The organism is Actinoplanes lobatus (assembly GCF_014205215.1).
GTDB classification, from domain to species: Bacteria; Actinomycetota; Actinomycetes; order Mycobacteriales; family Micromonosporaceae; genus Actinoplanes; species Actinoplanes lobatus.
In genome coordinates, this window is sequence record NZ_JACHNC010000001.1 from 6,271,459 (window position 1) to 6,294,181 (window position 22,723).

Here is a 22,723-nt window from a genome sequence, read left to right on the forward strand (position 1 = left end):
GGGCAGTTGACCACCGCGGATGGTGGTGAGGCGTCCAAGATCGGCGTCCGGGGGGAGGGGAAGGCTGCTCCCGCGGCTCGTCCGTGGAGGATCTTGGACGGTTGGCCACCGCGCAGGGTGGTGGAACGTCCAAGATCAGCGCCGGGAGGGGGAGGCGGGTTGCGGGACTTGTCCGCGGGGGATCTTGGGCGGTTGGGCGCCGCGGATGGTGGTGAGGCGTCCAAGATTGGCGCCCGGGGGAGGGGAAGGCTGCTCCCGCGGCTCGTCCGTGGTGGATCTTGGACGGTTGGCCACCGCGCAGGGTGGTGGAACGTCCAAGATCAGCGCCGGGAGGGGAGGCGGGTCTCGGGGCTTGTTCGTGGGGGATCTTGGACGGTTGGGCACCGCTGACGGTGGTGAGGCGTCCAAGATTGGCGCCCGGGGGAGGGGAGGCGCGCCTCAGCGGTCTGGGGCGCGGCGCGCCACAGTTAGGGTGAGCAGCGACAGCGCCGCGCCGATCAGCAGCACCCCGGTCAGCGGGAGACGGTCCACGGCCAGGCCGCCGAGCAGGGCGCCCAGGGCGATCGACGCGTTGAAGACGGACACGAACAGGGCGCTTGCGGCCTCGGTCGCGGCTGGGGCGGCGGTCAGCACCCACGTCTGGAGGGTGACCGGGACGGCGCCGTAAGCGAGTCCCCACAGGATCAGCCAGCCGGGACCGCCGGGCGCGACCATGGCGACGGCCAGGGCCGTGGCGATCAGCACCACGGCCGCCCGGATCCGGCCATGGATCAGCGCACCGGCCACGACGTTGCCGCAGATCCCGGCCACCCCGAACACCAGCAGCAGCACACCCACCATCGGCGCGGACACGCCGTCGGCGAGCAGGACCGGGCGGACGAACGTGTACGCCGTGAAGTGGCCGGTGATGATCAGGAACGTGGCGGTGAGCGCCGCCCGCAGGCCCCGGACGCCCCGCAGCACCGCGGGCAGATCGATCAGCCGTAGTGTCCTCGAAGGTGGCAGCGCCGGGGTGAGCAGCACGATCGCCGCCAGCGCGACCAGGCCCAGCACACCGACCGCGGCGAACGCCGTCCGCCACCCGGCGTGGTCGCCCAGCAGGGTTCCGGCCGGTACACCCAGCACCGATGCCGTCTCCACGCCAGCGAAGATCACCGCGGTGGCCCGGGGCACGTGGTGCGACGGCACCAGCCGCAGGGCGATGCCACCGGCCACCGACCAGAATCCGCCGACGCTGATCCCGATCAGGAAGCGCGCCACCAGCACCACGGTGAAGCTCGTCGCGAACGCCGACATCAGGTTGGCGGCACCGACCAGGCCGACCAGCAGGCCGAGGACCAGCCGCCGGTCCAGGCGGCCGGTCGCCACCGTGACCAGCGGCGCTGACACAGCGGCGACCAGACCGGGCACCGTCACCATCAATCCGGCCACCCCCTCGGCCACCCCGAGCGCCGCTCCGACCGGTGTGAGCAGGCCGACCGGCAGCAACTCGGAGGTCATCAGGGCGAAGATGCCCAGGGTCACCGCGGCGACGGCCACCCAGCCGCGAACCGGCCGGGCCAGGACCTCAGTGGTCATCGGGTGCGGTGCGGCAGGTGACGTTGATCCGGTTCCACGCGTTGGCGGTGAGGATCAGGGCGATGAGCCGCGCCAGCTCCGGCTCTTCGAAGTGGCGGGACGCTTCGGCGTACACCTGATCGGAGACGCCGTGCGGCAGAAGGGTGACGGCGTCGGTGAGGGCGAGCGCCGCCCGCTCGCGCTCGGTGTAGAGGCGCGACTCCTCCCAGGCGGTGAGCTGGAAGATCCGCTGTTCGGTCTCGCCGGCCTTGCGGGCGTCACGGGTGTGGTAGCCGATGCAGTAGGCGCACCGGTTGATCTGCGCCGCCCGGATCTGGACCAACTCGGCCAGAACCGGGTCGAGGCCCTGTTTCGCGGCCGCATCGAGGGCGAGCATCGCCCGGTGGACCTGGGGTGCGGCGGTACGGAAGGTCATGCGCTGTTCGGTCATGAACTGAGCCTAGGAACGGAAGTGACCTCAGCTATGGTTCATTTCCATGCCGGATTCATGGGTCACTTCGCTGGATGGGCCGGGCAGCCGCCGGGCGCGGTTGATGCGGGCGCTGCGTGACGCGATCCGGTCGGGCCAGCTGAAACCGGACACCCGGCTGCCGTCCTACCGGGCGCTCTCCGCCGACCTCGGCATCGCCCGCAACACGGTCGCCGAGGCGTACGCGGAACTGGTCGAGGAGGGCTGGCTGACCGCCCGGCAGGGCTCCGGTACCCGGGTCGCGGCCCGTGCCGCCCCGCCCGCCGGCAACCGGCCACAGCAGCCAAGCGCCCACGACCGGCGGCCGGTGCACGATCTCGCGCCGAGCTCGCCGGACGCCGCCGCGTTCCCGAGGGCCGCGTGGTCGACGTCGGCGCGGCGGGCGCTGACCGCGGCGCCCAGTGAGGCGTTCGGGCCGGGCGACCCTCGTGGCCGGCCGGAACTGCGGCGGGCGCTGGCCGAATACCTGGGCCGGGCCCGGGGCGTCCGCGCCGACGCCGACCGGATCGTCATCTGCGCCGGGTTCGCCGGCGGTCTACGGTTGCTCGCCGAGTTGCTGCCGAGGACGGTCGCGGTGGAGGCGTACGGATTGCGGTTCCATGGCCAGATCCTGGAGAACGCAGGGATCCGGACGGTCCCGCTGGCCGTCGACGAGCGTGGCGCCGACATCGCGACGCTGCCCGGCAGCGGGGCGGGCGCGGTGCTGCTGACGCCCGCGCACCAGTACCCGACCGGTGGCGCCCTGCACGCGGCCCGCCGCACCGCCGTCGTCGACTGGGCACGCGCCTCCGGCGGGCTGATCCTGGAGGACGACTACGACGGCGAGTTCCGCTACGACCGCCAGCCGATCGGCGCGGTGCAGGGCCTCGACCCGGATCGGGTGGTCTATCTGGGTTCGGCCAGCAAGAGCCTGTCCCCGGCGCTGCGGCTCGGCTGGATGGTGCTGCCGGACCACCTGATCGACGACCTGCTCGCGGTGAAGGGCGGGCGCGAGTTCTGGTCCGGCGTCGGCGACCAGCTGACGCTGGCCGACTTCCTCGCCTCCGGCGGCTACGACCGGCATCTGCGCCGCAGGCGCCAGACCTATCGCCGCCGGCGGGATCTGTTGGTCACCGCCCTCCAAGAGCGACACCCAACGGTACGGGTGACCGGTATCGCCGCGGGCCTGCACGCCGTGCTGGCCCTGCCGCCGGGCAGCGAACCCCGGGTTCTGGCCACCGCCCGCACCCTCGGCGTGGCGGTCGACGGCCTGTCCGCCTACCGTCATCCGGCCAGCCCGATGCCACCGCGCGACGGCCTGGTCGTCGGCTACGGCACCCCACCGGAACATGGCTTCGCCGCCGCCGTCCACGCCCTGTGCGCCGCCCTGGATTAGGGCTTTCTGGTGATCACCGGCCGATCCACCGAGGAGCTCAGGCCGCCGCCTCGGAGGCGAAGAGGGGCAGGCCCAGGCGGCGGGAGAGGAAGCGGGCGGCCAGCAGGCCCCGGACGCTGTTGCCGAAGTTGTCCAGCGGCGGGGCGAAGGTGGCCAGGGAACCTCGTCGGGGGGAGGGAAGCTCGCCGGCGGTCGAGACGTACTCATCCGATGCCATGTTCGACTCCGTGACGTGACGCCGGTTGCGGGAGGTCACGCTGACCGGGCGCCGCGTGGCGTCCTTCATCCCGGACGGGTGAGGCGACGGGCCCGCGACGGCCGCGACCATGACCGTACGCCGAGGAGAGGATCGACATGGCAGCGGTGACGGTGGACCGGGATCGTCTCGTTCGGACGTTCCTCGACCTGGTCGCGATCGACAGCCCGACCGGGCAGGAGCAGCGGATCGGTGTGGAGTTGGAGCGCCGGTTCACGGAGCTGGGCGCCGACGTCCGCCGGGACGAGGCGGGCAACCTGATCGCCACCCTGGCCGGTGGGCCGGGGGAGGGCTTCCTGATCTCCACGCACATGGACACCGTCGGCACCGACGTCGGGATCCGGCCCGTCATCGGCGACGACGGGGTGATCCGGACCGACGGTTCCACCATCCTCGGCGCCGACGACAAGGCCGGCATCGCGTCCTGTCTGGAACTGTTGACGCTGCTGGGGGAGCATCCGGAGCTGCCGCATCCGACGATCGAGTTCGTCGTGTCGGTGGCCGAGGAGGCCGGCCTGGTCGGGTCACGGCAGCTGGACGTGGCGCGATTGCGGTCCACCCACGGGTACGTGTTCGACACCGCGGGCGCGATCGGCTCCATCACCTACTGGGCGCCCACCGCGATGGACGTCGACATCACCGTGCACGGGCGCAAGGCCCACGCCGGTGTGGAGCCGGAGAAGGGTGTCGACGCGCTGCGGGTGGCGGCCGAGGCGATCGCCGCGATGCCGCTGGGCCGCATCGACGACGAGACGGTCGCCGGCATCGGCATCCTGGCCGGCGGGGAGGCCCGCAACGTGGTTTCGGCCACCGCCGTCCTCACCGGTCAGGCCCGCAGTCACGACCAGGGGAAACTCGACAAGCAGCTGGCCGCCATGCGGGCCGCCGTGGACGCGGCGGCGCGGCGGCACGGGGCGACCTACGAGTTCGTGGCCGAGGAGATCTACCACACCTACCACATCGACCCGGTCGCGAAGCCGTACCGGGACGCGGCCCGCGCCATCCGGGCGCACGGCATCGAGGTGATCGACCGCAAGTCCGGCGGCGGCACCGACGGCAACTTCCTCAACGCCCGCGGGATCCCGTGTGTCGGCCTGGCCACCGGCATGGTCGACGAACACGCGACCAGCGAGCACATCGCGATCGACGACATGGTGGCGGCGTGCGCGATCCTGTTGACCATCGCCACCCAGCAACAGTGAGGGAGCTTTCATGCCAGGTCACATCGTCCCGATGGGCGCCGGCCGCGCGGTGATGGACCGCCGCGACGACCCGCTGCACGACTACGTGCTGGAGCTCACCGGCAAGGACGACCCGGTGGTGCTGTTCCTGCCGACGGCGACCGGGGACGACGCCAGCTACATCGTGTCGTTCTACGAGGCGTTCCACTCCGGACGGTGCCGGCCGCGGCATCTGCGGTTGTTCCACCGCGACTTCGACGACCTGTCCGGCATCGTGCTCGGTGCTGACGTGATCCATGTGGGCGGCGGCAACACCGCCAACATGCTGGACGTGTGGCGGCGGCAGGGCGTGGACACGCTGCTGCATCAGGCGCTGGCCGGCGGGGCGGTGCTGACCGGTGGCAGCGCCGGCGGGCTGTGCTGGTTCGAGGGCGGGACCACCGACTCGTACGGGCCGACGCTCCAGCTGCTGAACGAGGGCCTCGGCATGATCAAGGGCAGTTACTGCCCGCATTACGACGCCGAGGACCAGCGGCGGCCGATCTTCCACGCGGCCCTGCTCGACGGGTCCCTGGAGATGGGGTACGCCTCCGGCAACCGTGTCGCCATCCGGTTCACCGCCGACGGGGAACCGGTGGAGGCGGTCACCTCCGAGCCGGGCGCCCAGGCGCTGAAGGTGTACGCCCACGACGGCAGGATCGTCGAGGAGGAGATCCCGTGCCGCCTGCTCGCCGAGCGGGTGGCCAGCCGCAGCGTCTCGACCTGAGCACGGGAAACGGCCGGCGGCTCACTGGGCCGCCGGCCGTTTCGCCGTCCTAGACGGCCGGTGCCGCGAACAGGATGATCGACACCCGGGTCGGGGTGACGTCCAGCTCGCGTTGCATGCCGACCCGCTGGATCACCGCGTAGCCGGGGGTGCCGGCCGATCCGGTCGGATTGAGCAGCACCAGCGCCCGTCCCGCCTCGACGAACGCGTCCGAGTCGGGCCGCAGCACGTCCCCGCAGGCGGTGGTCTGCCCGGTCGGGTCGCTGATGGTCAGCGAGAACCTCTGCAGGCCGGTGTAGGCGGTGGCCAGAGTGAACCCGGGCACCGGCGGACTGCCGACGTACGCGAGTGTCGCCGACCGCCCCGGACCCGTCTCGGCCCGGTACGGGGTGACGTCGAACGTGCCCTCACCCGGCAGGTTGAGCCGGATCGGACCGCTCGGCGCCTGGCAGGTACCGCCCTTGACATGGGCGTTGTAGCCGTTCGCCGGCTGTGCGGGCGGGGTGACCGCGCCGGCCGACACCAGGATGCGGGCCCGGGTCGGCACGATGTCGAGCTCCCGCTCCAGCCGGGTCCGTTCCAGGACGGCCACACCCTGTACGCCTCCGTCACCGGCCGGCAGCAGCTGCGCCACGGCCAGTCCGGCCCGCCCGAACCGGTCCTCCTCGGGCTGGAGCAGGTCGCCGCACGCCACGTCCCGCCCGCCCTCGGTCAGGACCAGCGAGAACCGCTGGCCGCTGTAGATCGCGCCGACACCGAACCCGGGCACCTGCGGCGCCCCGTAGAAGCCGAGCGCGGCGCCCTCGGCCCGGTACGGCTCGACGTCGTGGCTGCCGCCGCCGGCCAGGTCGATGTGCAGGTCCTGGCCGGGTTCCGCGCAGCTGCCGTCCCGGATGAAGCCGTCGTAGCCGGCCGCCTCCTGTGCCCGGACCGCGACCGGCGTCAGCACCAGGGCGAACACGCCCGCGGCGGCCAGGACGGACCGCATCCACCGCTTCGTCATCGCAGCCTCCTAGCTGGTGCCGTAGACGAGCGCCGCCGTCACCAGCGCCACCACGGTCGAGACGAGCCACATGATGAACATCGGCAGCGAGAAGGAGTGCCAGATCGCGAACCGGCTGATCCCGGTGGTGCCGGTCTCGTCGGCGGCGATGCTGGTGACCTGCGAGCCGTTGGCCGGGAAGAAGTAGATGCCGATCGCGGCCACCGAGAACGCTGCCAGGAACTGCGGCGGGATGTCCAGAGCCAGACCGATCGGTACGATCGCGGCGAGCGCCGCCGCCTGGCTCGTGGTCAGTGCCGCCACGATGAAGATGGCGATGGCGATCGTCCATCTCGCCGCCTCGACCAGGCCACCCATGGCGTCGACGATCGCGGTCTCGTTCGCCGCGATCCAGGTGTCCGCCAGCCAGGCGATGCCGAACAGCGCGATCAGGCCGACCAGGCCGGAGGTCATGGTGCTCTGCGTGACCACGTCCTTGATCTTGACCTTGCAGAACAGCACGATCAGCGTGGCGGTCACACCCATCACGATCTGGATCACGATCGAGGTGCTGATCGGCACCAGGTTGCCCTCGTCGTCCGGGAAGGCCGGGCGCAGCGACTCGACCATGCCGAGCAGCACGATGACGGCGATACCGGCCAGGAAGATGAACGTGCTGCGCTTGGCCTCCTTCGGCAGCTGCCGGGCCTCCAGCACGCTGGTGTCCACCGGCTTGATCTCGCCGGACGAGATCCGGCGCTGGTACTCCGGATCGTCGGCGAGTTCCTTACCGACCCGCATCTGTACGAAGGACGCGGCGAGCAGGCCCACGACACTGGCCGGCAGCACGACGATCAGGATGTCGCCGATCCCGAAGTCGACCGGGTCCAGCAGGCCGACCAGGGTGGCCATCGAGGCGCTGACCGGGCTGGCCGTGATGGCGAACTGTGACGCCGTTCCCGCGACTGCGAGCGGCCGCTCCGGTCGTACCCCGTTGAAATAGGCCACCGCGAAGATGACCGGAATCAGCGGGTAGTAGATGAAGCCGGTGCCCGCACCGAGGGTGAAGATGAACGCGACGACCGGCGCGATGAGCGCGATCAGCGCGGGTTTGCGTTTCAGGATCTTCTTGGCGACCTCGACCAGATAGTCGATGCCGCCCACGGCCTGCATGGTCGACGCCGCCGTGATGACGGACAGAATGATGAGCATCGACGAGGTGGGCGGCTCGCCCGGCGCCAGCCCGAAACCGAACACCAGCACCGCAAGGCCGACCAGGCCCCACAGCCCGAGGCCGATGCCGCCCATCCGTACGCCGAGCAGGATCGCGCCGATGACGACGACGCCCTGCAGGATTATCAGCCCCGTTCCCACGTGACCTCCCGGCTTTCACCGACGCGCCCGAACGGGCCCTCCGTCCGCAAGCGTCGATAAAGGATCGGGTGACCACGTGGAAACCTGGCTCATCCCCGAAGGATGACCCGTTCCGGTCAGCTGCTTCCGGCGAGTTCGCGCAGGGCCCCCACGATGGCCTGCTGGAGCTCGGCGGGGGTCAGATCGTCGCGGTCGCCGGGCAGCGCGGCCGCGAGCATCGGGGCCAGCGCGCCCGCCAGCGCGACCTCGTCGACCTGGTCCCGGGTGGCCAGGGTGGTGATCGCGGTACGGGCGTCGATCAGATGCCGGTACGTCCATTGGGCGTACGAGGCGAGCGACCAGTGGGTGTTGGCGGTGCCGTCCGGGTTCGTGTTGCCGGGCGGCGCCGGGATCAGGCCGTCGGTCTGGAGCATCGCGCCGGCGAGGGCGGCCCGGACGTCCTTGTCCTTGAGGATCGCGAGGAACTCGGCCTTGGTCATGGTGTCCTCCTCGGGGAGCAGAGCGATGTGCCGCAGCCACCGTGTCGCCAGCCGGACCATGCGGTGGCCGTCGGCGTCACGGTGTTCGGACAGGTGGGTGTGGGTGCGGTGGCTGTCGTCTCCGGTGGTGCGCCGGCCCAGCCGGTCCCAACGGCGTACCGTCCGGCTGTCCGGGCTGTAGATGACCTCACGCAGGTCGCGGGTGTCGGGATCGCCGGCTTTGCAGAGCGGGATCAGCCAGGCGTTGAAGTCGTAGAGGTCGAAGGTGCCGCGAGGGGTCTTGAGGCGGAAGAAGCCGATGTCCATGGCGGACGCGTGGTCGTCGAGGCCGCTGCGGTCACGCGTGGATTCGTCGACCGAGTAGCGGTCGCGGCCCCCTCGTGCCCGGATCTGGTCCTTGCCCAGGTGGTAGGAGTCGCCGCCGGCGGCGTGATCGGTGTCGCCGACGATTCCGGCCTCGAGCGGATCCAGGTCGTCGCCGACGGTTCGGCCAGGATGTATGTCCAGGTGGTCCAGCAGTAGGCGCCGTGCTCGCAGGTGGTTCGGTTTCGCGGCCGTCAATGCGGGTTCCTCCCTGCCGGTGGGTGGACCGTTGTTACACCCGATAACGGAGGAGATACCCGCTGTGGCACGCCACTATTGGACGTCCTCAGATCGAGTGAGGGGGAAGGAGGTCGTGGCCCTCCCACGGGTCGACGGCCTCCGGGTAGGCCGGATCCGCCGCCTGCGGTGGCTCGATCCTGGTGGGTGCGGGTGGCGGCACCGGTGGTTTCTGCGGGGCTGCCAGCAGTCCGGAGGCGGTGGCGCGCTCCTCGTTGAGGCGGGCGCGGGCCGAATCGAACACCCGCCCGGTCAGCCCGGCCATCGGCTCGCCCTGCCACAGGCCGAGGTGACGGCGGATGTCGTCGGTGCCCGTACCGATGGCTCCGGTTTGATGTTCGGCGCGGGCCTGCGCCAGCGCCGCCCGGAAGAGGCCGGTGTCGAGCGTGTTCTCGCCGACCCGCAGCACATATCCCTCGTTCGTGAACGCCAGCAACGACGTGCGTTCCGGATCGAGGGCGCGGCGCAGCCCGCCGATGCACCGCTGCACCACGTCGACGCCGTTCTCCGGCGGATCCCCGTTCCACAGCGCGGCGACGATCTCCTGGACCGGCACCGGCCGGTCGGCGTGCAGCAGCAGGACGGCGAGAACCGCCCGCTGGACGAGCGGCCCGAGGTCCACCGGATCGTCGCCCCGGAACGCGCGAACCGGGCCGAGAAGCTCGAACCGCAGTGTGCCGGCGGACGAGCCGTCGATCATGTGCCTTACCTCCAGGTTCCCCGCTGTGACGTTACGGCAGGTCACGAGCAGCATAACGACGGCCGGCGGCGGCGAGGCCGACCGGGCGGGCGACCATCGAGCCTTGAACACGGACCGCCGCCGGGGATCGGATAGCGTTTCGGGGGTGAACCGAGATCTTGACGCGGCCCGGGACTTTGCTGTCGACCTGGCGGTTCGTGCCGGACGGTTGCAGCTGGAGCGGCGCGACACGCTGAAGATGGGTGCGCCCAAGGCGCACGCCAACGATGTCGTCTCGGACGTCGACATCGCCAGCGAGCGCCTCATCGTCGATGCGATCCTCGCGGCCTGGCCGGACGACGCGGTTCAGGCGGAGGAGGGGCACGGGCGGTCCGGTGGGAGCGGCTGGATGTGGGTCGTGGATCCGCTGGACGGCACGCGGAACTACGTCAGCCGTACCGGGCCGTGGTCCGTCTGTATCGCGCTCTACCAGGGGGAGCAGCCGCGGATGGCGGTGGTGCACGACCCCGCCGGAAACGAGACGTTCAGCGCGGTCGACGGCGGTGGGGCGTTTCTCAACGGCGAGCCGATCGCGGCGTCGAGCGGGCCGCCGCTGGCCGAGGCGCTCGTCGGCGTCAGTTTCCAGCCGAACCCGAAGACCAAGGAGCGCACCGGCAAGCTGATCCGGGAGCTGCTGCCGCTGGTCGGCGACATCCGCCGGATCCCGGCCGCGCTGAACCTGGTCTACCAGGCCGCCGGCCGGCTGGACGGCGGCGTCGCCCTCGACACGAACCTGTGGGACATCGCCGCCGGCGCCCTGATCGCCCGCGAGGCCGGGGTGACTCTCGGCGGCCATGGCCCGGACTTCTCCACCGAGCTGACCATCGGCGCCGCTCCGGCCCTGTGGGACGCGCTCGCCGAGCGGGTCCGCGCCGCCGCCTGATCTACGCTCCGAGGCGGTAGGGCTCGGGGACGGGGGCGGCGCGGCGCAGGTCGTAGCCGGGTTCCAGGGTGTGGAACAGACGGTCCCAGACGGTGGTGTAGAAGCCGAGGTTCCAGCGCGGCTCGGCGTGATGGCCGACGTGCATGGTCGGGGTGGCGATCCACCGGAAGACCACATTGCCGCGGACCCGCTGGGGCAGCGGCTCCACACCCAGGTGGCCCAGGATACCGAAGACGAGGTTGAGCGCCGTGTAGGCGGTCAGCGCCGCGATCGAGAACGGATGGACGGCCAGGACCACCAGCCACATCGCCCCGAAACCGATCGCCTCGAACGGGTGCAGCGCGAACAGGGTGATCGGGCGGGCGTCGGCGAAGACGTGGTGCAGCCGGTGCACCCACGGGAACAGCGCTCGAAGGTGGACGGTCGCGTGCCCGGCGTACATCAGCACGTCCATCACCATGACCAGCACGACCAGCTCGGCGAGCGTCCGCATGCCGAGATCGGTGGTCAGGACGATGACGCCGGCCTTCCACAGCCACCACCCGGCGACGGTGACCGCCGTGTTCAGGACGGTGGTGCTGGCGACCAGTGCGAGTTCCTGCCCGCTCACCGGCCCGGGATCGGGGGTGAGCCGCCGCGCGCCGGGCAGCCGCAACGCCACGTGCCCGAGCAGCGCGCCCACGCCCACCAGCAGGATGTTCTCCACCAGGGCGAGCAGGGCGAACCCGCCCGGGTGCATCGTCTCGAGAAACTCCAGCATGCCGCTCCTATCGCCTCCGGGCCCGCCGCGGCACCATAACGCTCCGCTCATGGGCGCGGTGTGGCACCCGGCGGGGGCGGGTCATCGGGCCCCATCATCCGGCTCGAGGATGGGATTGAGCAGGGCGAGGAGCTGTTCGCGCTGGTCGGGGCGCAGCCGGTCCAGTTCGGGGGCGAGGATGGCGCGGGCCTCGCCGTACAGGCGCCGGGTGAGTTCGTGGCCGGCCGGGGTGAGGAACACGTCGACGACGCGGCCGTCGTTCGGGTTCTTCTCCCGGGCCAGCAGGCCGCGGCGTTCGGCGCGGTCGATCAGGCCGGACATCGTGGACTTGTCGAGGCCCAGGTAGGCGGCCAACTCGGTGACGCGGGGACGCCGGTCGCGCAGGATGCCGAAGACCCGCAGTTGGGTGAGGGACAGGTCGTTCTCGGCGCCGATGCGGGTGAGCACGCCGGTCACCTTGAAGGTGTAGCGGACCAGGGCGTCGAGAAGCGCGTCCGTGGAGTCCTCGGAAGTCATGACGCCATCCTAGTTGACATGGTTGGTAATCCCAACCATCCTGGAGGTCGTTGGTAATACAAACCATCTCCGGAGGTTTCCATGCGCGCCGCAGTCCTCTCCTCGTTCGACGCCCCGCCCGCCTACCGCGACCACCCGGATCCCGCCACCACCGGTGACGGCGAGATGGTCGTCGAGGTGCTCGCGGCCGGCCTGCACCACCTGACCCGGTCCAAGGCCACCGGGGCGCACTACAGCAGCAACGGCGTGTTCCCGCTGGTCCCCGGCGTCGACGGCGTCGTCCGGGACCCGGCCGGCCGGCTGCGCTACGCGGTCCTCGACGACACCAGCCTCGGCACCTTCGCCGATCGGACCGTCATCGACGTACGCCGAAGTGTGCTCTTGCCGGAAGGCGCCGATCCGGTCCGGATCGCCGCCGCGATGAACCCCGGAATGTCCTCGTGGGTGGCCCTGCGCCGCCGCATCGCGTTCCAGCCGGGCCAGCGGGTCCTGATCCTCGGCGCCACCGGCAACGCCGGGCGGATGGCGATCCAGGTCGCGAAACTGTTCGGCGCCGGGCACGTGATCGCCGCCGGGCGCGACGCGTCCCGCCTGGCCGCCCTCACCGCGCTCGGCGCTGACGAGATCCGCACGTTCGACGAGATCCAGCACGCGGCCGACGTCGACGTCGTCCTCGACTACGTGTGGGGTGAGCCCGCCGCCGGCGCGATGATCCCGATGCTCACCGCGCGCGCCGACCGCACCGCGCCGCTGACCTGGATCCAGATCGGGTCCATGGCCGGCGCGTCCGCGCCGATCCCGTCGGCGGCGCTGCGTGCCGCCCGGTTGCAGATCATCGGCAGCGGCATCGGCTCGGTGCCGGCCCGCGACTTCCTCGCCGAGCTGCCGCAACTCGCGGCCGCGGTCGCCGGGGACACCATCGAGGTACGGGCGAAGGCCGTTCCGCTCGCCGACATCGCCCGGGCGTGGACCGCCGCCGACACCGGCGACCGCATCGTGCTGGTGCCCTGACAACGGGCGGCGCCCGCGCCGGGCGCCTGGCAGAGTGGCGGGAGTGAATCTCGAAGAGGGTGCCGGCCTGCTGCACCGGCTCACGTCGTACGTGCCGGACCGCGACTGGGATGTTCCCGTCGACGACCCACGAATCCGCCACGACCTCGTCCCCAACGATCCCGCCACCCTGCCGCCGCAGATGAAGGCGTACCCGGGCGGGCCAGCGGTTCTGGCCCTGCCCCGCGACCTGCCCGACCCGGGTGTGAGCGCCACCGCGGTGCTGGCCGGGGTGGCGGCTGCGGCCCGGCCGCTGGACGCCGCGCACCTGGGCCGGATCCTCTTCCTGGGCGCCGGGGTGGTGCGCAGCGGCGAGCGCAACGGGCGCCGCATCCTGTTCCGTGCGGCCGGGTCGGCCGGGGCCCGATTCCCGCTCGAGGTGTACGTCAGCGCCCGTGACGTGGCCGGGGTGCCGGACGCCGTCTACTGGTACGACGCGGTCGAACACGCCCTGGTCCGGATCGGTCCCGCCGCCGAGGGGACGGCGACCACCCTGGTCGTGACGGGGGTGCCCTGGCGGACCGGCTGGCGGTACTCCGAACGCGGCTGGCGGCACCTCTACTGGGACGCCGGCACCCTGCTGGCGCAGTTGTGGGCCGCCGCCGACAGCACCGGGGCCGGGGCGCGGCTGCGCTCACTGTTCCCGGACGCGACGGTGCGTGAGCTGGTCGGCGCCGACGGCGTACACGAATATCCGCTCGCCCTGCTGTCGCTCGGCGACGGTGACCCGGCGATCCGGCCGTCCGGACCGGCGACGCCGGGCGACCTGCCGGAGGTGGAGCTGCCGCTGTGCACCGGGGCGCAGCACGCCGGCGAGCGGGACACCCTCGGTGAGCCCTGGCCCGCCGGCGAGCCGCTGGCGGACGTGCCGTCGTCCGCCACGCTCGACGAGGTGATCCGCCGGCGGGGCTCGCAACGGCGGATGGACCGGTCCCGGACCCTGCCGGCCGACCTGCTGCGCTGGCCGGTGGCCGCGGCGCTGCGCGGGGTGCCGGTGCCGCACTGGGTCGCCGTGCACGGTGTCGACGACGTCACGCCCGGCCTGTACCGATGGCCGGACCTGGACAAGCCGGCACGGGCCGGGGACCTGCGCGGGGAACTGCTGCGGGTCTGCCTCAACCAGGATCTGGCCGCCGACGCGGCGTACGTCGTCATCGCGGCCACCCCTCTCGAAACGCTCGACGACCGCGGCTACCGCGACGCCCAGCTGGCGGCCGGAATCGTGGAGGGCAGGCTGCATCTGGCCGCGTACGCGCTGGGCGCCGGCGCCTCCGGGATGACCTTCGTCGACTCGGACGTGCCCGCCCTGCTCGGCGAGCCCGGCGAGCTGGCGACCCTGCTGTTCACCTGCGTGGGAGTCCCGGAATACCGCTCCCGGCCCGGCGGTGGGCCGGGTGACCCGGTGGCCGTCCGGATGGTCGTTCCCCGCCTGACCGACTCCTGACCCCGCCTCGTCAGATGTCGAAAATCAGCGCACGATGGTCGGAGACCTCCGGCTCGGCCATGATCTCGAACCGCTTGACCGCGGTCACGTCGGAGATCAGCAGGTAGCTCGCGTGGCGGACCGGCTTGGGGTAGCGCGACGTGCGGGTGTCGGCGTCGCGAACCAGGTCGGTCAGCCCGGTCTCCGCCAGCACGGCGAAGGTCTCACTGCCGGGCAGCAGGTTCAGGTCCCCGCAGACCACGACAAGATCCTCAGGACCACGAAGCCGGCGTACGAGGGCCGCGAGCCGATCGGCCTGCCGCCGGCGTGCCGGGGTGTCGCCCTTGCCGCCGGGGTCGCGCAGCCCGTGCACCTGCACCACCCAGACGGACCGGCCACTGTCGTGGGCCACGGTACGCACGGCCAGCGCGATGCGGGGCCGGTCCCCGGTCGGCCACTCGTCGTGGTCGGTGAACCGTCCATGCACGAAGGTGGCGTCGAGGCCGCACACGGTCAGGTCCTCGGCGACCAGGGTGGCCAGGCCGAAGTCCTGCCGGTGGCGGGCGCCCGCGCCGTCGTGCACCGGCCCGGAGTCGCTCGCCGCGAAATGGCCCTGATGGCGGGGCAGCACTCCGCGTACGTCCTCGAAGAGATCGGCACGCTGGGGCAGGGAGCGTTCCGCGTCGGCGAAGCTGGTCCAGCCGCTCAGCCCCGGGGTCCGCGTCACCTCCTGGAGGCAGACGACGTCCGCCCCGCTGCCGGGCAGCCACGTGAGCAGCTCGTCGGCCATCGCCCCACCCCAGGCGTTCACACTTGCGATCCGCACTTCGACCTTCCTGCCGTGTCGCCGTTACGAGAATCGTTGGACATGATCCCGAATCGCGGGTTCGGAGGCGACTGAAATAGGGCCCGGGCGGCCGTATTCTCAATTCGCTCCGGTGTCGATGGAAATGGGGGAGACCATGCGGATCACCGTGCTGGGCGCGGGTTCTTGGGGCACCACGGTCGCGTCCGTTCTCACCCGCAGAGATCACGAGTCGCTGATCTGGGCGCGTAACCCGGCCACCGCGGAAGAGATCGACGTCAAACATTGCAACGAGCGTTATCTCGCCGGTTTTCCGCTGCCGACGCGGCTTCGCGCCACCGCCGACCTCGCCGAGGCGGCCGCCCACGCCGAGCTGCTGGTCGTCGGGGTGCCCACCGGCGCGTTCCGGGAAACGCTGGAGCAGGTCAAGCCGGACCTGCACCCGTGGATCCCGGTGGTGAGCCTCAGCAAGGGGCTGGAGCGCGACTCGCTTCTGCGGATGACCGAGGTGATCAAGGAGGTGCTGCCGGGACATCCGGCGGCCGCTCTCACCGGCCCCAACCTGGCCAAGGAGATCATGGCCGGAATGGCGGCGGCCACCGTGATCGCGACCGAGGACCTGACCGTCGCCTCCGAGATCCAGCGGGTGTTCCGGCGCGGCCTGCTGCGCGTCTACACCAACCACGACGTGATCGGCTGCGAGGTCGGCGGCGCGCTCAAGAACGTCGTCGCGATCGCCACCGGCATCGCCCAGGGGCTGGGCGTCGGTGACAACACCCGGGCCGGCGTGATCTCCCGCGGGCTCGCCGAACTGACCACCCTGGCCGTCGCGATGGGCGGCGAACCGAGCACGCTGGCCGGCCTGGCCGGGATGGGCGACCTGGTGGCGACGTGCATCAGCCCGCACAGCCGCAACCGGCACGTCGGCGAGCAACTCGGCCGCGGCCGCAGCCTCGCCGACATCCTGGCGGAGATGGGGCAGGTCGCCGAAGGGGTCAAGACCGTGCACGCCGCCGTCCAGCTGGCCGACCAGCACGGGCTGCCCATGCCCATCACCCGGACGATCCATCGGGTCGTCACCGGCGAGATCACCGCCGAACGCGCCTACGCGGGCCTGCTGCGCACCCATCCGGCCGGCCACGAATCCGAACCCGGCTGACGCCGGCGACGTTCGCGTAGTCTTCGGCCGGTGAGGGAGATCGTGACGTATGTCGAGATGACCGATCGTGACCAGCTGGTCCCGGCCGAGCCGGCGCCCGGCCTGGCGCTGGAGACCCTGGACCGCGACTCACCCCTGGTGGTCGGTCTACAGGTCAAGATCGGTTCCCCGTACGGGTGGAAGTGCGTCACCCGCACCGATCAGCAGTGGGCCGGCTGGTATGCCGAGCACCCGGACCGGCTGTTCCGGCTGTTGACCGTCCAGGGCGAGCCGGCCGGCCTGGTCACCTACGATCTCCACCCCGGCGACGAGGTGGAGATCGAGACCTTCGGCCTGGTGCCGGGTTTCGTCGGGACGGGACTCGGCGGGTACGCGCTGACCCTCGCGCTGGAGCAGGCGTGGACGCTGACGCCCACAGTGGCCAGGGTCTGGCTGCACACGTCGTCGCTGGACCACCCCAACGCCCTGCGCAACTACCACCGCCGCGGCCTGCGCACCTTCAAGACCGAAGTCGGCGACCGTACGTGATCAGGGCGCCCAGATCCAGGCGTCGTCGACGACGGTCGGTGTGCCGTCGAAGCTCGCGCCGCCGAACACCAGCATGCGGACGCCCGCCGCGACGACCGTGCGGTGGGTGACGTCGCCGCCGGGGATGGCGGGAATCGGCTGCCACGTACCGGTCGCGGTGTCGAGAACGACACCCTCGGAGCCGAAATAGACCGCCGTGCCGCCGGTGCGGGCGCCCGCGGAGGCGATGTCGCGGGCCGGCGGGGTCGGCAGGTCCGACCAGGCGCCGGTGGCCGGGGCGAGGCCGCCGCCGTACGGGTAGGTGCGTCCCCAGCCGTTGACCTCCCCGCCGTCGGCGCCGCCGAGCATCGGGTTGACCAGCTCGTCGCCCGCCGCGAGCCACGGCCCGGTGCCCAGGATCTCCGAGTCGGGCAGCCGCCGCCACGAGCCGGCGGCGAGATCCAGCGTCGCGGCCCGGGTGAGCGCGGGCTTCTCGGAGCCCGGGTTCGGGACCAGTTCGTGGTCGAACAGGACCAGTTCGCTGCCGGTCCAGGCCATCGCCCGGTCGAACGCGGGGTTCAGCGGATCCGCCGGCAGCTCGGACCACGTCGCGGTCCGGGGTTCGAAGACGTAGTCCTTCCCGCCGCCGTTCTCCTCGCTGCCCAGGTAGGCCACGAGCCGGTCGCCCGCGGCGAGCAGGTAGTAGCCGCCACCGAACGGCACCGGCAGCCGGGCCCAGGCGTCGCCGTCGATCCGGTAGGCGAGCAGCTCCTTGCCGTCGGGTGGTAGGACGTACGCGGTTCCGCCGACGACGGCACTCTCGCCTCCGGTCAGCGGCACGGGCGAATCGGCGATCTTCCGCCAGCGGGTCGTGGCCGGGTCGTAGGCGGCTCCGTCGGCGAGCGGCGTGGGATCGCCGACGCAGGATGCGTTGGGCGGGCAGGGCGATGCGTCGCTGCCGCCGATGAGCAGCACCTCGCGGCCGGTCCACAGCCCGAGCACCGCCTCACGGGGACTCAGCGGCGACTTCGGGAGAGCCGTCCACTCATTCGCGACCATCGGTTCGCCGGCTTCCGTCACCACCGGTTCGGCGTGCTCGGCGCAGCCCGCGAGCAGGCCACACAGACCGATCAACACCACTGCCATCCCCGTACGTCTCATCGCGGTTGGACTCCCGACCTGCCGTCACGGTTCCCGCGTGCAGGCGTACGCGGAAATGTGATCGAAAGCGGGAGGACGCCGCCTGCGCCGCCATCCCGCCTGGGCGGGGCGCCCGAAATGTGTTTTGCGATCATCGGCGGATGGAGTTCCTACTCGATCCGCCGTACGGGGCCGGCCCGCTGCGGCTGGGGATGGACGCGGACGAGGCGCGGGCCGCGCTGGAGACCGTCGGGCCGCTGCGGCCGTCGGGCGACGGCACGCTCGCCGTGCATCTGGGCAGCGGCCTCGGGTTCAGCGTGGGGTTCGGGGTCGGGCCAACACTCGGCCGGGTCAACGCGATCGAGGTGTGGCGGCCGCACGAGCGGGACGTGGTGCGCTTCCGTGACGTCGACGTGTTCGGGCTGCCCGCGCTGGAGGTCGTGGCCCGGATCCGGCGCCACGTGGAAGTCGTCGCGAACGAGGACGACGACGGGTTCACCGCACGGGAGCTGTATCTCGCGCTGTGGCGGCCGTTCGCGGAGGACGACGACCCGGAGGAGCCCGAGGGCTACTTCTTCCAGTCGGTTCTCGTCGCCAGGCCGGGTTACGACGACACTCCGGCCGAGGCGGCGGCACGGCTGGCGGCAGGACAGGAGCCCGGGTACTGATGGATCCTCAGGAGACGCGGCAGCGCTACGTCGTCGAGCCGGACCCAGCCTGGGGGACCTGGCCTACGTTCCGCGGGTCGGTCTCACCGTCAGCGGGCAGACGCTCGACGTCCTGCGGGCCCATTGCGGACATCTCCTATGGTCGGTCCAGCCGTAGACGTCAGGAACGGGGGTCGCCGTGGGTTCGCCGGAGGAACAGTCGGCTCTGCCGCGGTTCATGATCCTCATCTATGAGCGTGAGGTTCCGGAGAGTGTGCGGGCGGCCTCGCCCACCCTCATCGAGGCGCACATGCACCTGCCCCGGCAGGTCGCCGAGACGGGTGGCCGGATCGTCGCCGGCAACGCCATGCTGCCGGCCTCGACCGCGGTTTCGGTCCGGGACAACACCCTGGTCGAGGGGTCGCTCATCGACAGCCCTCAGACTCTCGCCGCCTATTTCGTCGTGGAGGCGTCGGACCTCGACCACGCCGTCTGGATCGGCCGGATGATTCCGGTCGCCGACGGCTGGGTCGAGGTCCGCCCGATTCTGACCGCTTGAACCGGACCGCGGGTCACGGGCGGTTGTACAGCGTCCAGTGGTCCAGCTGGGTGAGGGCGCGCGCGTAGGCACGGACCGAGGTGCCGGCCGTCAGCCCGGCGACGCCCACATGTTCGGCGGCGAGCCGTTCGGCGTCGGCCAGGTCGGTGGGTGGGCGGGAGACCTCGAATCCGGTGGCGAGACCGATGACGACGGGGATCGCGCCGTACCGGTCGTGCCATCGGCGGGCAACGGCCGTCGACACCGCCGAGTTCTGGCCCATCAGGGCGGCGTAGCCGTCGAGGTACGCGAAAGCCGCCCACGGTTCCGGCCGGGGCACGATGACCAGCGCTTCGGGTTCGCCGAACGACGCCACGTCGTAACAGTCCAGGTTGTAGCCCTCGTCGCCGGTGCCGAGGATCTCCGGGTCCCGGCCGCGGGAGCCGGGCATCTGTGAACCCGGCTGCCGTGTCAGGAAGTCCTCCACATCGAAGTCCGCCGCCTGGGCGATCAGCTCGCCGGGAGCGGCGGCGTGATGGAAGACCGGGTCGGTGACCAGGAACGACGGATTGACGAGAACCGGGTAGTGGCCCTCGATCCGGGCACGCACCGAGCGCCACATCCGCTGGGCGTCCCCGGCGATGTCCACGACGATCACCGTCTCGTCGTGGACGCTGTACTGCCTGGCGCGGTGTGATTCGAGGCCGGCGGCTCGCAGGATCTGTTGCACGCCGTGAATGCTAGACATCTTTCGTGGTCGAGGTCCGTGTCTCGCTTCCGGCTCTTTTTCCGGTACGCGTGAGCTCGTCCCGCCTTCTCAGGGCCGTTGCGTCCGGTCGGCGCGCGCTTGCTGCCCACTGCGGCCTGTGCCGCGCCCGCCGGGCGTAGATCGGTGGCCGGGCAGGCCCGCCCACCATGAAACACCGAGGTCACGTACTGGATCGATCGGGTTCTGTGGGGCCGGGGCGTCGCCGGGCGGGCGCTCGGCCTGCTGCTCGCGGAGGTCACCGTCCGGCCGGTGTTCGCGCGGGCCGCGAGCGACAACGTGGGCTCACTCGCGGTGCTGCGCCGGGCGGGCTTTCAGATCATCGGTACGGACATCGGGTACGCGAACGGGCGCAAAGGGGAGATCGAGGAGACGATCCTGCGCCTGGATCACGCCGCCGGCGCGTAGGTCCGCCGGAGGGTGTCGGTGACGGCGTCGGCCGGCATCGGGCGGGCCAGGTGGTAGCCCTGGGCGAAGTCGCAGCCGATCTCGCTGAGCGCGGCGAGTGTGGGCGCGTCCTCGATGCCCTCGGCGACGACGGTGAGGCCGAGGTTGTGGCCGAGTTCGACGGTGGAGGCCACCAGTGCCCGGTTGCCGCGGTCGGTGCTCATGTCCTGCACGAACGACCGGTCGATCTTGAGTTCGTCGAGCGGCAGCAGGCGCAGGTAGGTCATCGACGAGTAGCCGGTGCCGTAGTCGTCCACGGAGATCTTCACGCCGAGGCGGCGGATGCGGTGCAGCGCCTCGATGGCGGTGTTCGGGTCGCTCATGATGCTGTACTCGGTGACCTCGATGCACAGCTGCTCGCCGGGCACGTCGATCTCGCGCAGCAGGGTGGCGACCCGGTCGGGGAAGTCGGCTTCCAGCAGTGACCGGGTGGAGATGTTGACGGCGACCGGGACGCGGTAGCCGGCGTCGAGCCAGGTCCGGGCCTGCGTCAGCGCCTCGGTGAGCACCTGGTCGGTGAACTTGTGGATCAGGGTGGTGGCCTCCAGCACCGGGATGAACGCGCCGGGGGAGATGGGCCCCTTGGTGGGGTGCTGCCAGCGGGCCAGCGCTTCGACGCCGACGAGCGCTCCGGTCCCGATGTCGACCTTCGGCTGGTAGTGCAGGCTGATCTCGCCGCCGTGGTCCAGGGCGCGGCGCAGGTCGCCGAGCAGGGTGAGCCGGGCGTTGCTGTCCTCGGTGGTGCTGGTGGTGAACCGGCGGAACCCGAGCCGCTGCTGCTTGGCGATGCTCATCGCGGTGTCGGCGTGCCGCAGCAGGGTGGGCACGTCGTCGCCGGGGCGGGCGGTGGCGGCGCCGACGCTGACCTCCAGGTCGACGGTGATGTCGTCGATGACGAACGGCTCGTCGAAGGCGTCGGTGAGGCGGGCGGCGATGGCCTCGCCGATCGCCGGGTCGGCGTCGCGCAGCAGGACGGCGAACTCGTCGCCGCCGAGCCGGGCGACGTGGTCGTGTTCGCGTACGGAGGTCAGCAGTCGCCGGCTGACGTGGGTGAGCAGCAGGTCGCCGACGCGGTGGCCGAGCTGCTCGTTGACGTCGCGGAAGCCGTCGAGGTTGACCACCAGCACGGTGGCCCGGCCCGGGCGGGGTTCGCTCGCGCGCCGCCGGTGGCTGGTGTCCTCGGCCAGCGCCCGCCGGGTGCGGTCGGTGAAGGCGGCACGGTTGGGCAGGCCGGTCAGCGGGTCGGTGGTGGCCATCGTCTCGACCTGGCGCCGGTGGGCGCGCGCCGACCAGGCGAACAGCGCGAGCACGAGCACGGTGACCACGAAGGCCAGGCCGTTGCCCCACATCAGCTGCCGCGACTCGTGTTGCCCGGCCGCCTGCCGGTCGGCGTGTGCGGCCAGGTGGTGTTCCTGTTCGGTCAGCACCGTGTCCATGATCCTGGTGGCGACCGGTTCGATCACCGCTTCCAGCCGGTGCTCGGCCGCTACCGGGTCGCCCTGGTCGATGAGGCGCAGGTAGGTGGCGATCTCGCCGTTCAGGCCGCGGTGCGCCTGCACGATCTCGGCGGTGAGCTGATGGTCCCGGACGTCGAGGGCGGCCATGTGCTCCATGGCCGCCTGCGTCTGCCGGTACACGTCGAGCAGCCGCCGGTGTCCGTCGCCGCCGGGTTTGCGCAGCGCCTCCTGCATCAGCGCCCACTCCCACCTGGCCAGGTAGGAGGTCTGCTGGTAGGCGTCGGTGCTGGCGCTGTCGGAGGCGATCTGCGAGACGATGTCCGCCTGCTGCCGGCTGCCGAGCACCGCGGAGCCGGACAGGCCCGCCAGCGCGACGGCCAACAGCCCGACCAGCCACCGTGAAGCACCACCACGCGCCGACCTCATCATCACCTCCCGGCAGTTACAGCGTTCCCATCCCTTCGGCACCGGCCGGGTGGACGTGACAACCCACCGGGTTGCATGGAGGGAGCAGATCGCCCGGTGACGTCGAGGGTGGCGTCGGCCGACCGGCCCGTTGTCGAGGACCTTGGGCCCTCGCAGCGGGGTGTGGCGGCGGGCAACACTTGACCCAGGCAAGAACGAGAGCAACACCGAGACGGAGAGGGTGACACTGAGACAGCGAGGGCGAGACGATAGGAGGTGGCCGATTCGGATCACCTTTGCAACTAGCGGTGCCACGACAGCCGCCGCTCCCAGTACGGTCCCGGCCCCGGCAAGGTCCCAGCCGGCCGGAGGACCGCGGCGGCTTCTCGACAGCGGCCGGGCACGAAAGTGCCCGGCCGTT

23 protein-coding genes and 1 pseudogene are annotated in these 22,723 nt (G+C 71.5%); 11 read left to right on the forward strand and 13 right to left on the reverse strand.

From position 1 onward, the window contains the following. Positions 1-438 precede the first annotated feature (438 nt). Both BJ964_RS28760 and BJ964_RS28765 read right to left on the reverse strand, forming a co-directional pair. Positions 439-1,578: an MFS transporter gene (locus BJ964_RS28760; RefSeq protein ID WP_188123599.1), complete on the reverse strand. Its 1,140-nt coding sequence runs from the start codon at positions 1,576-1,578 to the stop codon at positions 439-441. Then, on the reverse strand, positions 1,568-2,008 hold the full coding sequence (locus BJ964_RS28765) for a carboxymuconolactone decarboxylase family protein (RefSeq protein ID WP_203832696.1): 441 nt from the start codon (positions 2,006-2,008) through the stop codon (positions 1,568-1,570). The genes BJ964_RS28760 and BJ964_RS28765 overlap by 11 nt, the downstream gene beginning before the upstream one ends. Before the next feature lie 46 nt (positions 2,009-2,054). Here BJ964_RS28765 and pdxR point away from each other — a divergent pair, with 46 nt between their 5' ends. After that, entirely contained in the window at positions 2,055-3,422 is a 1,368-nt protein-coding gene (gene pdxR / locus BJ964_RS28770) for a MocR-like pyridoxine biosynthesis transcription factor PdxR (RefSeq protein ID WP_203832697.1), read from the forward strand. 37 nt (positions 3,423-3,459) lie between these two features. On the opposite strand, the gene BJ964_RS48215 is transcribed toward pdxR, so the two are convergent. Continuing rightward, positions 3,460-3,639, reverse strand: a complete 180-nt coding sequence (locus BJ964_RS48215; protein ID WP_229806780.1) for a glutaminase — start codon at positions 3,637-3,639, stop codon at positions 3,460-3,462. 137 nt (positions 3,640-3,776) lie between these two features. On the opposite strand from BJ964_RS48215, the gene BJ964_RS28780 reads away from it, so the two are divergent. Together BJ964_RS28780 and BJ964_RS28785 are read left to right on the forward strand one after the other, a co-directional pair. Further along, positions 3,777-4,880: a M20/M25/M40 family metallo-hydrolase gene (locus tag BJ964_RS28780; RefSeq protein ID WP_188123601.1), complete on the forward strand. Its 1,104-nt coding sequence runs from the start codon at positions 3,777-3,779 to the stop codon at positions 4,878-4,880. A 10-nt stretch (positions 4,881-4,890) separates the two neighbouring features. Then, positions 4,891-5,625 carry a Type 1 glutamine amidotransferase-like domain-containing protein gene (locus BJ964_RS28785; RefSeq protein ID WP_188123602.1) on the forward strand — a complete coding sequence of 245 codons (735 nt, stop codon included), beginning with the start codon at positions 4,891-4,893 and terminating at the stop codon, positions 5,623-5,625. 49 nt (positions 5,626-5,674) lie between these two features. Here BJ964_RS28785 and BJ964_RS28790 read toward each other — a convergent pair whose 3' ends face one another. From BJ964_RS28790 to BJ964_RS28805, 4 genes are all read right to left on the reverse strand, one after another. Beyond that, the gene (locus BJ964_RS28790; RefSeq protein WP_188123603.1) at positions 5,675-6,628 is read right to left on the reverse strand and encodes a hypothetical protein; all 954 of its coding nucleotides are present in this window, start codon (positions 6,626-6,628) and stop codon (positions 5,675-5,677) included. Between the two features lie 9 nt (positions 6,629-6,637). Further along, entirely contained in the window at positions 6,638-7,981 is a 1,344-nt protein-coding gene (locus BJ964_RS28795; protein WP_188123604.1) for an anaerobic C4-dicarboxylate transporter, read from the reverse strand. A 116-nt stretch (positions 7,982-8,097) separates the two neighbouring features. Beyond that, positions 8,098-9,021 (reverse strand): hypothetical protein, encoded by a 924-nt coding sequence (locus tag BJ964_RS28800; RefSeq protein ID WP_188123605.1) that lies wholly within the window; start codon positions 9,019-9,021, stop codon positions 8,098-8,100. Between the two features lie 88 nt (positions 9,022-9,109). Beyond that, positions 9,110-9,760 (reverse strand): AfsR/SARP family transcriptional regulator, encoded by a 651-nt coding sequence (locus BJ964_RS28805; RefSeq protein ID WP_188123606.1) that lies wholly within the window; start codon positions 9,758-9,760, stop codon positions 9,110-9,112. A 145-nt stretch (positions 9,761-9,905) separates the two neighbouring features. Between BJ964_RS28805 and BJ964_RS28810 the strand changes: the two genes are divergently transcribed. Further along, positions 9,906-10,682, forward strand: a complete 777-nt coding sequence (locus BJ964_RS28810) for an inositol monophosphatase family protein (protein WP_188123607.1) — start codon at positions 9,906-9,908, stop codon at positions 10,680-10,682. Position 10,683: 1 nt separating this feature from the next. Here BJ964_RS28810 and BJ964_RS28815 read toward each other — a convergent pair whose 3' ends face one another. Both BJ964_RS28815 and BJ964_RS28820 read right to left on the reverse strand, forming a co-directional pair. Then, positions 10,684-11,442 carry a sterol desaturase family protein gene (locus tag BJ964_RS28815; protein ID WP_188123608.1) on the reverse strand — a complete coding sequence of 253 codons (759 nt, stop codon included), beginning with the start codon at positions 11,440-11,442 and terminating at the stop codon, positions 10,684-10,686. An 81-nt stretch (positions 11,443-11,523) separates the two neighbouring features. Next, on the reverse strand, positions 11,524-11,958 hold the full coding sequence (locus tag BJ964_RS28820; RefSeq protein ID WP_188123609.1) for a MarR family winged helix-turn-helix transcriptional regulator: 435 nt from the start codon (positions 11,956-11,958) through the stop codon (positions 11,524-11,526). Positions 11,959-12,039: 81 nt separating this feature from the next. On the opposite strand from BJ964_RS28820, the gene BJ964_RS28825 reads away from it, so the two are divergent. Together BJ964_RS28825 and BJ964_RS28830 are read left to right on the forward strand one after the other, a co-directional pair. Continuing rightward, a complete protein-coding gene (locus tag BJ964_RS28825; protein ID WP_188123610.1) occupies positions 12,040-12,969 on the forward strand; it encodes a quinone oxidoreductase family protein in 930 nt (309 codons plus the stop codon). Positions 12,970-13,012: 43 nt separating this feature from the next. Beyond that, positions 13,013-14,452 carry a nitroreductase family protein gene (locus BJ964_RS28830; RefSeq protein WP_229806781.1) on the forward strand — a complete coding sequence of 480 codons (1,440 nt, stop codon included), beginning with the start codon at positions 13,013-13,015 and terminating at the stop codon, positions 14,450-14,452. A 10-nt stretch (positions 14,453-14,462) separates the two neighbouring features. Here the strand turns inward: BJ964_RS28830 and BJ964_RS28835 are convergent, their stop codons facing one another. Continuing rightward, complete coding sequence (locus tag BJ964_RS28835) at positions 14,463-15,257, reverse strand: endonuclease/exonuclease/phosphatase family protein (protein ID WP_188123611.1); 795 nt, start codon at positions 15,255-15,257, stop codon at positions 14,463-14,465. A 118-nt stretch (positions 15,258-15,375) separates the two neighbouring features. Here BJ964_RS28835 and BJ964_RS28840 point away from each other — a divergent pair, with 118 nt between their 5' ends. Together BJ964_RS28840 and BJ964_RS28845 are read left to right on the forward strand one after the other, a co-directional pair. Beyond that, a complete protein-coding gene (locus tag BJ964_RS28840; RefSeq protein ID WP_229806799.1) occupies positions 15,376-16,395 on the forward strand; it encodes an NAD(P)H-dependent glycerol-3-phosphate dehydrogenase in 1,020 nt (339 codons plus the stop codon). A gap of 30 nt (positions 16,396-16,425) precedes the next feature. Beyond that, on the forward strand, positions 16,426-16,923 hold the full coding sequence (locus BJ964_RS28845; RefSeq protein ID WP_188123612.1) for a GNAT family N-acetyltransferase: 498 nt from the start codon (positions 16,426-16,428) through the stop codon (positions 16,921-16,923). Here BJ964_RS28845 and BJ964_RS28850 read toward each other — a convergent pair whose 3' ends face one another. Next, the gene (locus tag BJ964_RS28850) at positions 16,924-18,039 is read right to left on the reverse strand and encodes a Kelch repeat-containing protein (protein WP_188123613.1); all 1,116 of its coding nucleotides are present in this window, start codon (positions 18,037-18,039) and stop codon (positions 16,924-16,926) included. It abuts the gene before it with no gap. A gap of 164 nt (positions 18,040-18,203) precedes the next feature. Between BJ964_RS28850 and BJ964_RS28855 the strand changes: the two genes are divergently transcribed. Together BJ964_RS28855 and BJ964_RS28860 are read left to right on the forward strand one after the other, a co-directional pair. Further along, positions 18,204-18,710 (forward strand): hypothetical protein, encoded by a 507-nt coding sequence (locus BJ964_RS28855; protein ID WP_188123614.1) that lies wholly within the window; start codon positions 18,204-18,206, stop codon positions 18,708-18,710. 217 nt (positions 18,711-18,927) lie between these two features. Then, complete coding sequence (locus BJ964_RS28860; RefSeq protein ID WP_188123615.1) at positions 18,928-19,248, forward strand: YciI family protein; 321 nt, start codon at positions 18,928-18,930, stop codon at positions 19,246-19,248. 13 nt (positions 19,249-19,261) lie between these two features. Here the strand turns inward: BJ964_RS28860 and BJ964_RS49200 are convergent, their stop codons facing one another. Next, a complete protein-coding gene (locus BJ964_RS49200; RefSeq protein ID WP_188123616.1) occupies positions 19,262-19,957 on the reverse strand; it encodes a DUF4253 domain-containing protein in 696 nt (231 codons plus the stop codon). A gap of 207 nt (positions 19,958-20,164) precedes the next feature. On the opposite strand from BJ964_RS49200, the pseudogene BJ964_RS28870 reads away from it, so the two are divergent. Further along, positions 20,165-20,401 (forward strand): annotated as a pseudogene (locus BJ964_RS28870) (GNAT family N-acetyltransferase); the annotation flags it as partial. On the opposite strand, the gene BJ964_RS28875 reads toward BJ964_RS28870, so the two are convergent. Beyond that, positions 20,383-22,323 (reverse strand): putative bifunctional diguanylate cyclase/phosphodiesterase, encoded by a 1,941-nt coding sequence (locus BJ964_RS28875; RefSeq protein WP_188123617.1) that lies wholly within the window; start codon positions 22,321-22,323, stop codon positions 20,383-20,385. The pseudogene BJ964_RS28870 and the gene BJ964_RS28875 sit on opposite strands and share 19 nt — an antisense overlap. Positions 22,324-22,723 lie beyond the last annotated feature (400 nt).

Coding starts and splice junctions, on each gene's coding strand:
- BJ964_RS28760 (WP_188123599.1), bottom strand. CDS start 1,578: ATGACCACTGAGGTCCTGGCCCGGCCGGTTCGCGGCTGGGTGGCCGTC.
- BJ964_RS28765 (WP_203832696.1), bottom strand. CDS start 2,008: ATGACCGAACAGCGCATGACCTTCCGTACCGCCGCACCCCAGGTCCAC.
- pdxR (WP_203832697.1), top strand. CDS start 2,055: ATGCCGGATTCATGGGTCACTTCGCTGGATGGGCCGGGCAGCCGCCGG.
- BJ964_RS48215 (WP_229806780.1), bottom strand. CDS start 3,639: ATGGCATCGGATGAGTACGTCTCGACCGCCGGCGAGCTTCCCTCCCCC.
- BJ964_RS28780 (WP_188123601.1), top strand. CDS start 3,777: ATGGCAGCGGTGACGGTGGACCGGGATCGTCTCGTTCGGACGTTCCTC.
- BJ964_RS28785 (WP_188123602.1), top strand. CDS start 4,891: ATGCCAGGTCACATCGTCCCGATGGGCGCCGGCCGCGCGGTGATGGAC.
- BJ964_RS28790 (WP_188123603.1), bottom strand. CDS start 6,628: ATGACGAAGCGGTGGATGCGGTCCGTCCTGGCCGCCGCGGGCGTGTTC.
- BJ964_RS28805 (WP_188123606.1), bottom strand. CDS start 9,760: ATGATCGACGGCTCGTCCGCCGGCACACTGCGGTTCGAGCTTCTCGGC.
- BJ964_RS28815 (WP_188123608.1), bottom strand. CDS start 11,442: ATGCTGGAGTTTCTCGAGACGATGCACCCGGGCGGGTTCGCCCTGCTC.
- BJ964_RS28820 (WP_188123609.1), bottom strand. CDS start 11,958: ATGACTTCCGAGGACTCCACGGACGCGCTTCTCGACGCCCTGGTCCGC.
- BJ964_RS28825 (WP_188123610.1), top strand. CDS start 12,040: ATGCGCGCCGCAGTCCTCTCCTCGTTCGACGCCCCGCCCGCCTACCGC.
- BJ964_RS28840 (WP_229806799.1), top strand. CDS start 15,376: ATGGAAATGGGGGAGACCATGCGGATCACCGTGCTGGGCGCGGGTTCT.
- BJ964_RS28855 (WP_188123614.1), top strand. CDS start 18,204: ATGGAGTTCCTACTCGATCCGCCGTACGGGGCCGGCCCGCTGCGGCTG.
- BJ964_RS28860 (WP_188123615.1), top strand. CDS start 18,928: ATGATCCTCATCTATGAGCGTGAGGTTCCGGAGAGTGTGCGGGCGGCC.
- BJ964_RS28875 (WP_188123617.1), bottom strand. CDS start 22,323: ATGAGGTCGGCGCGTGGTGGTGCTTCACGGTGGCTGGTCGGGCTGTTG.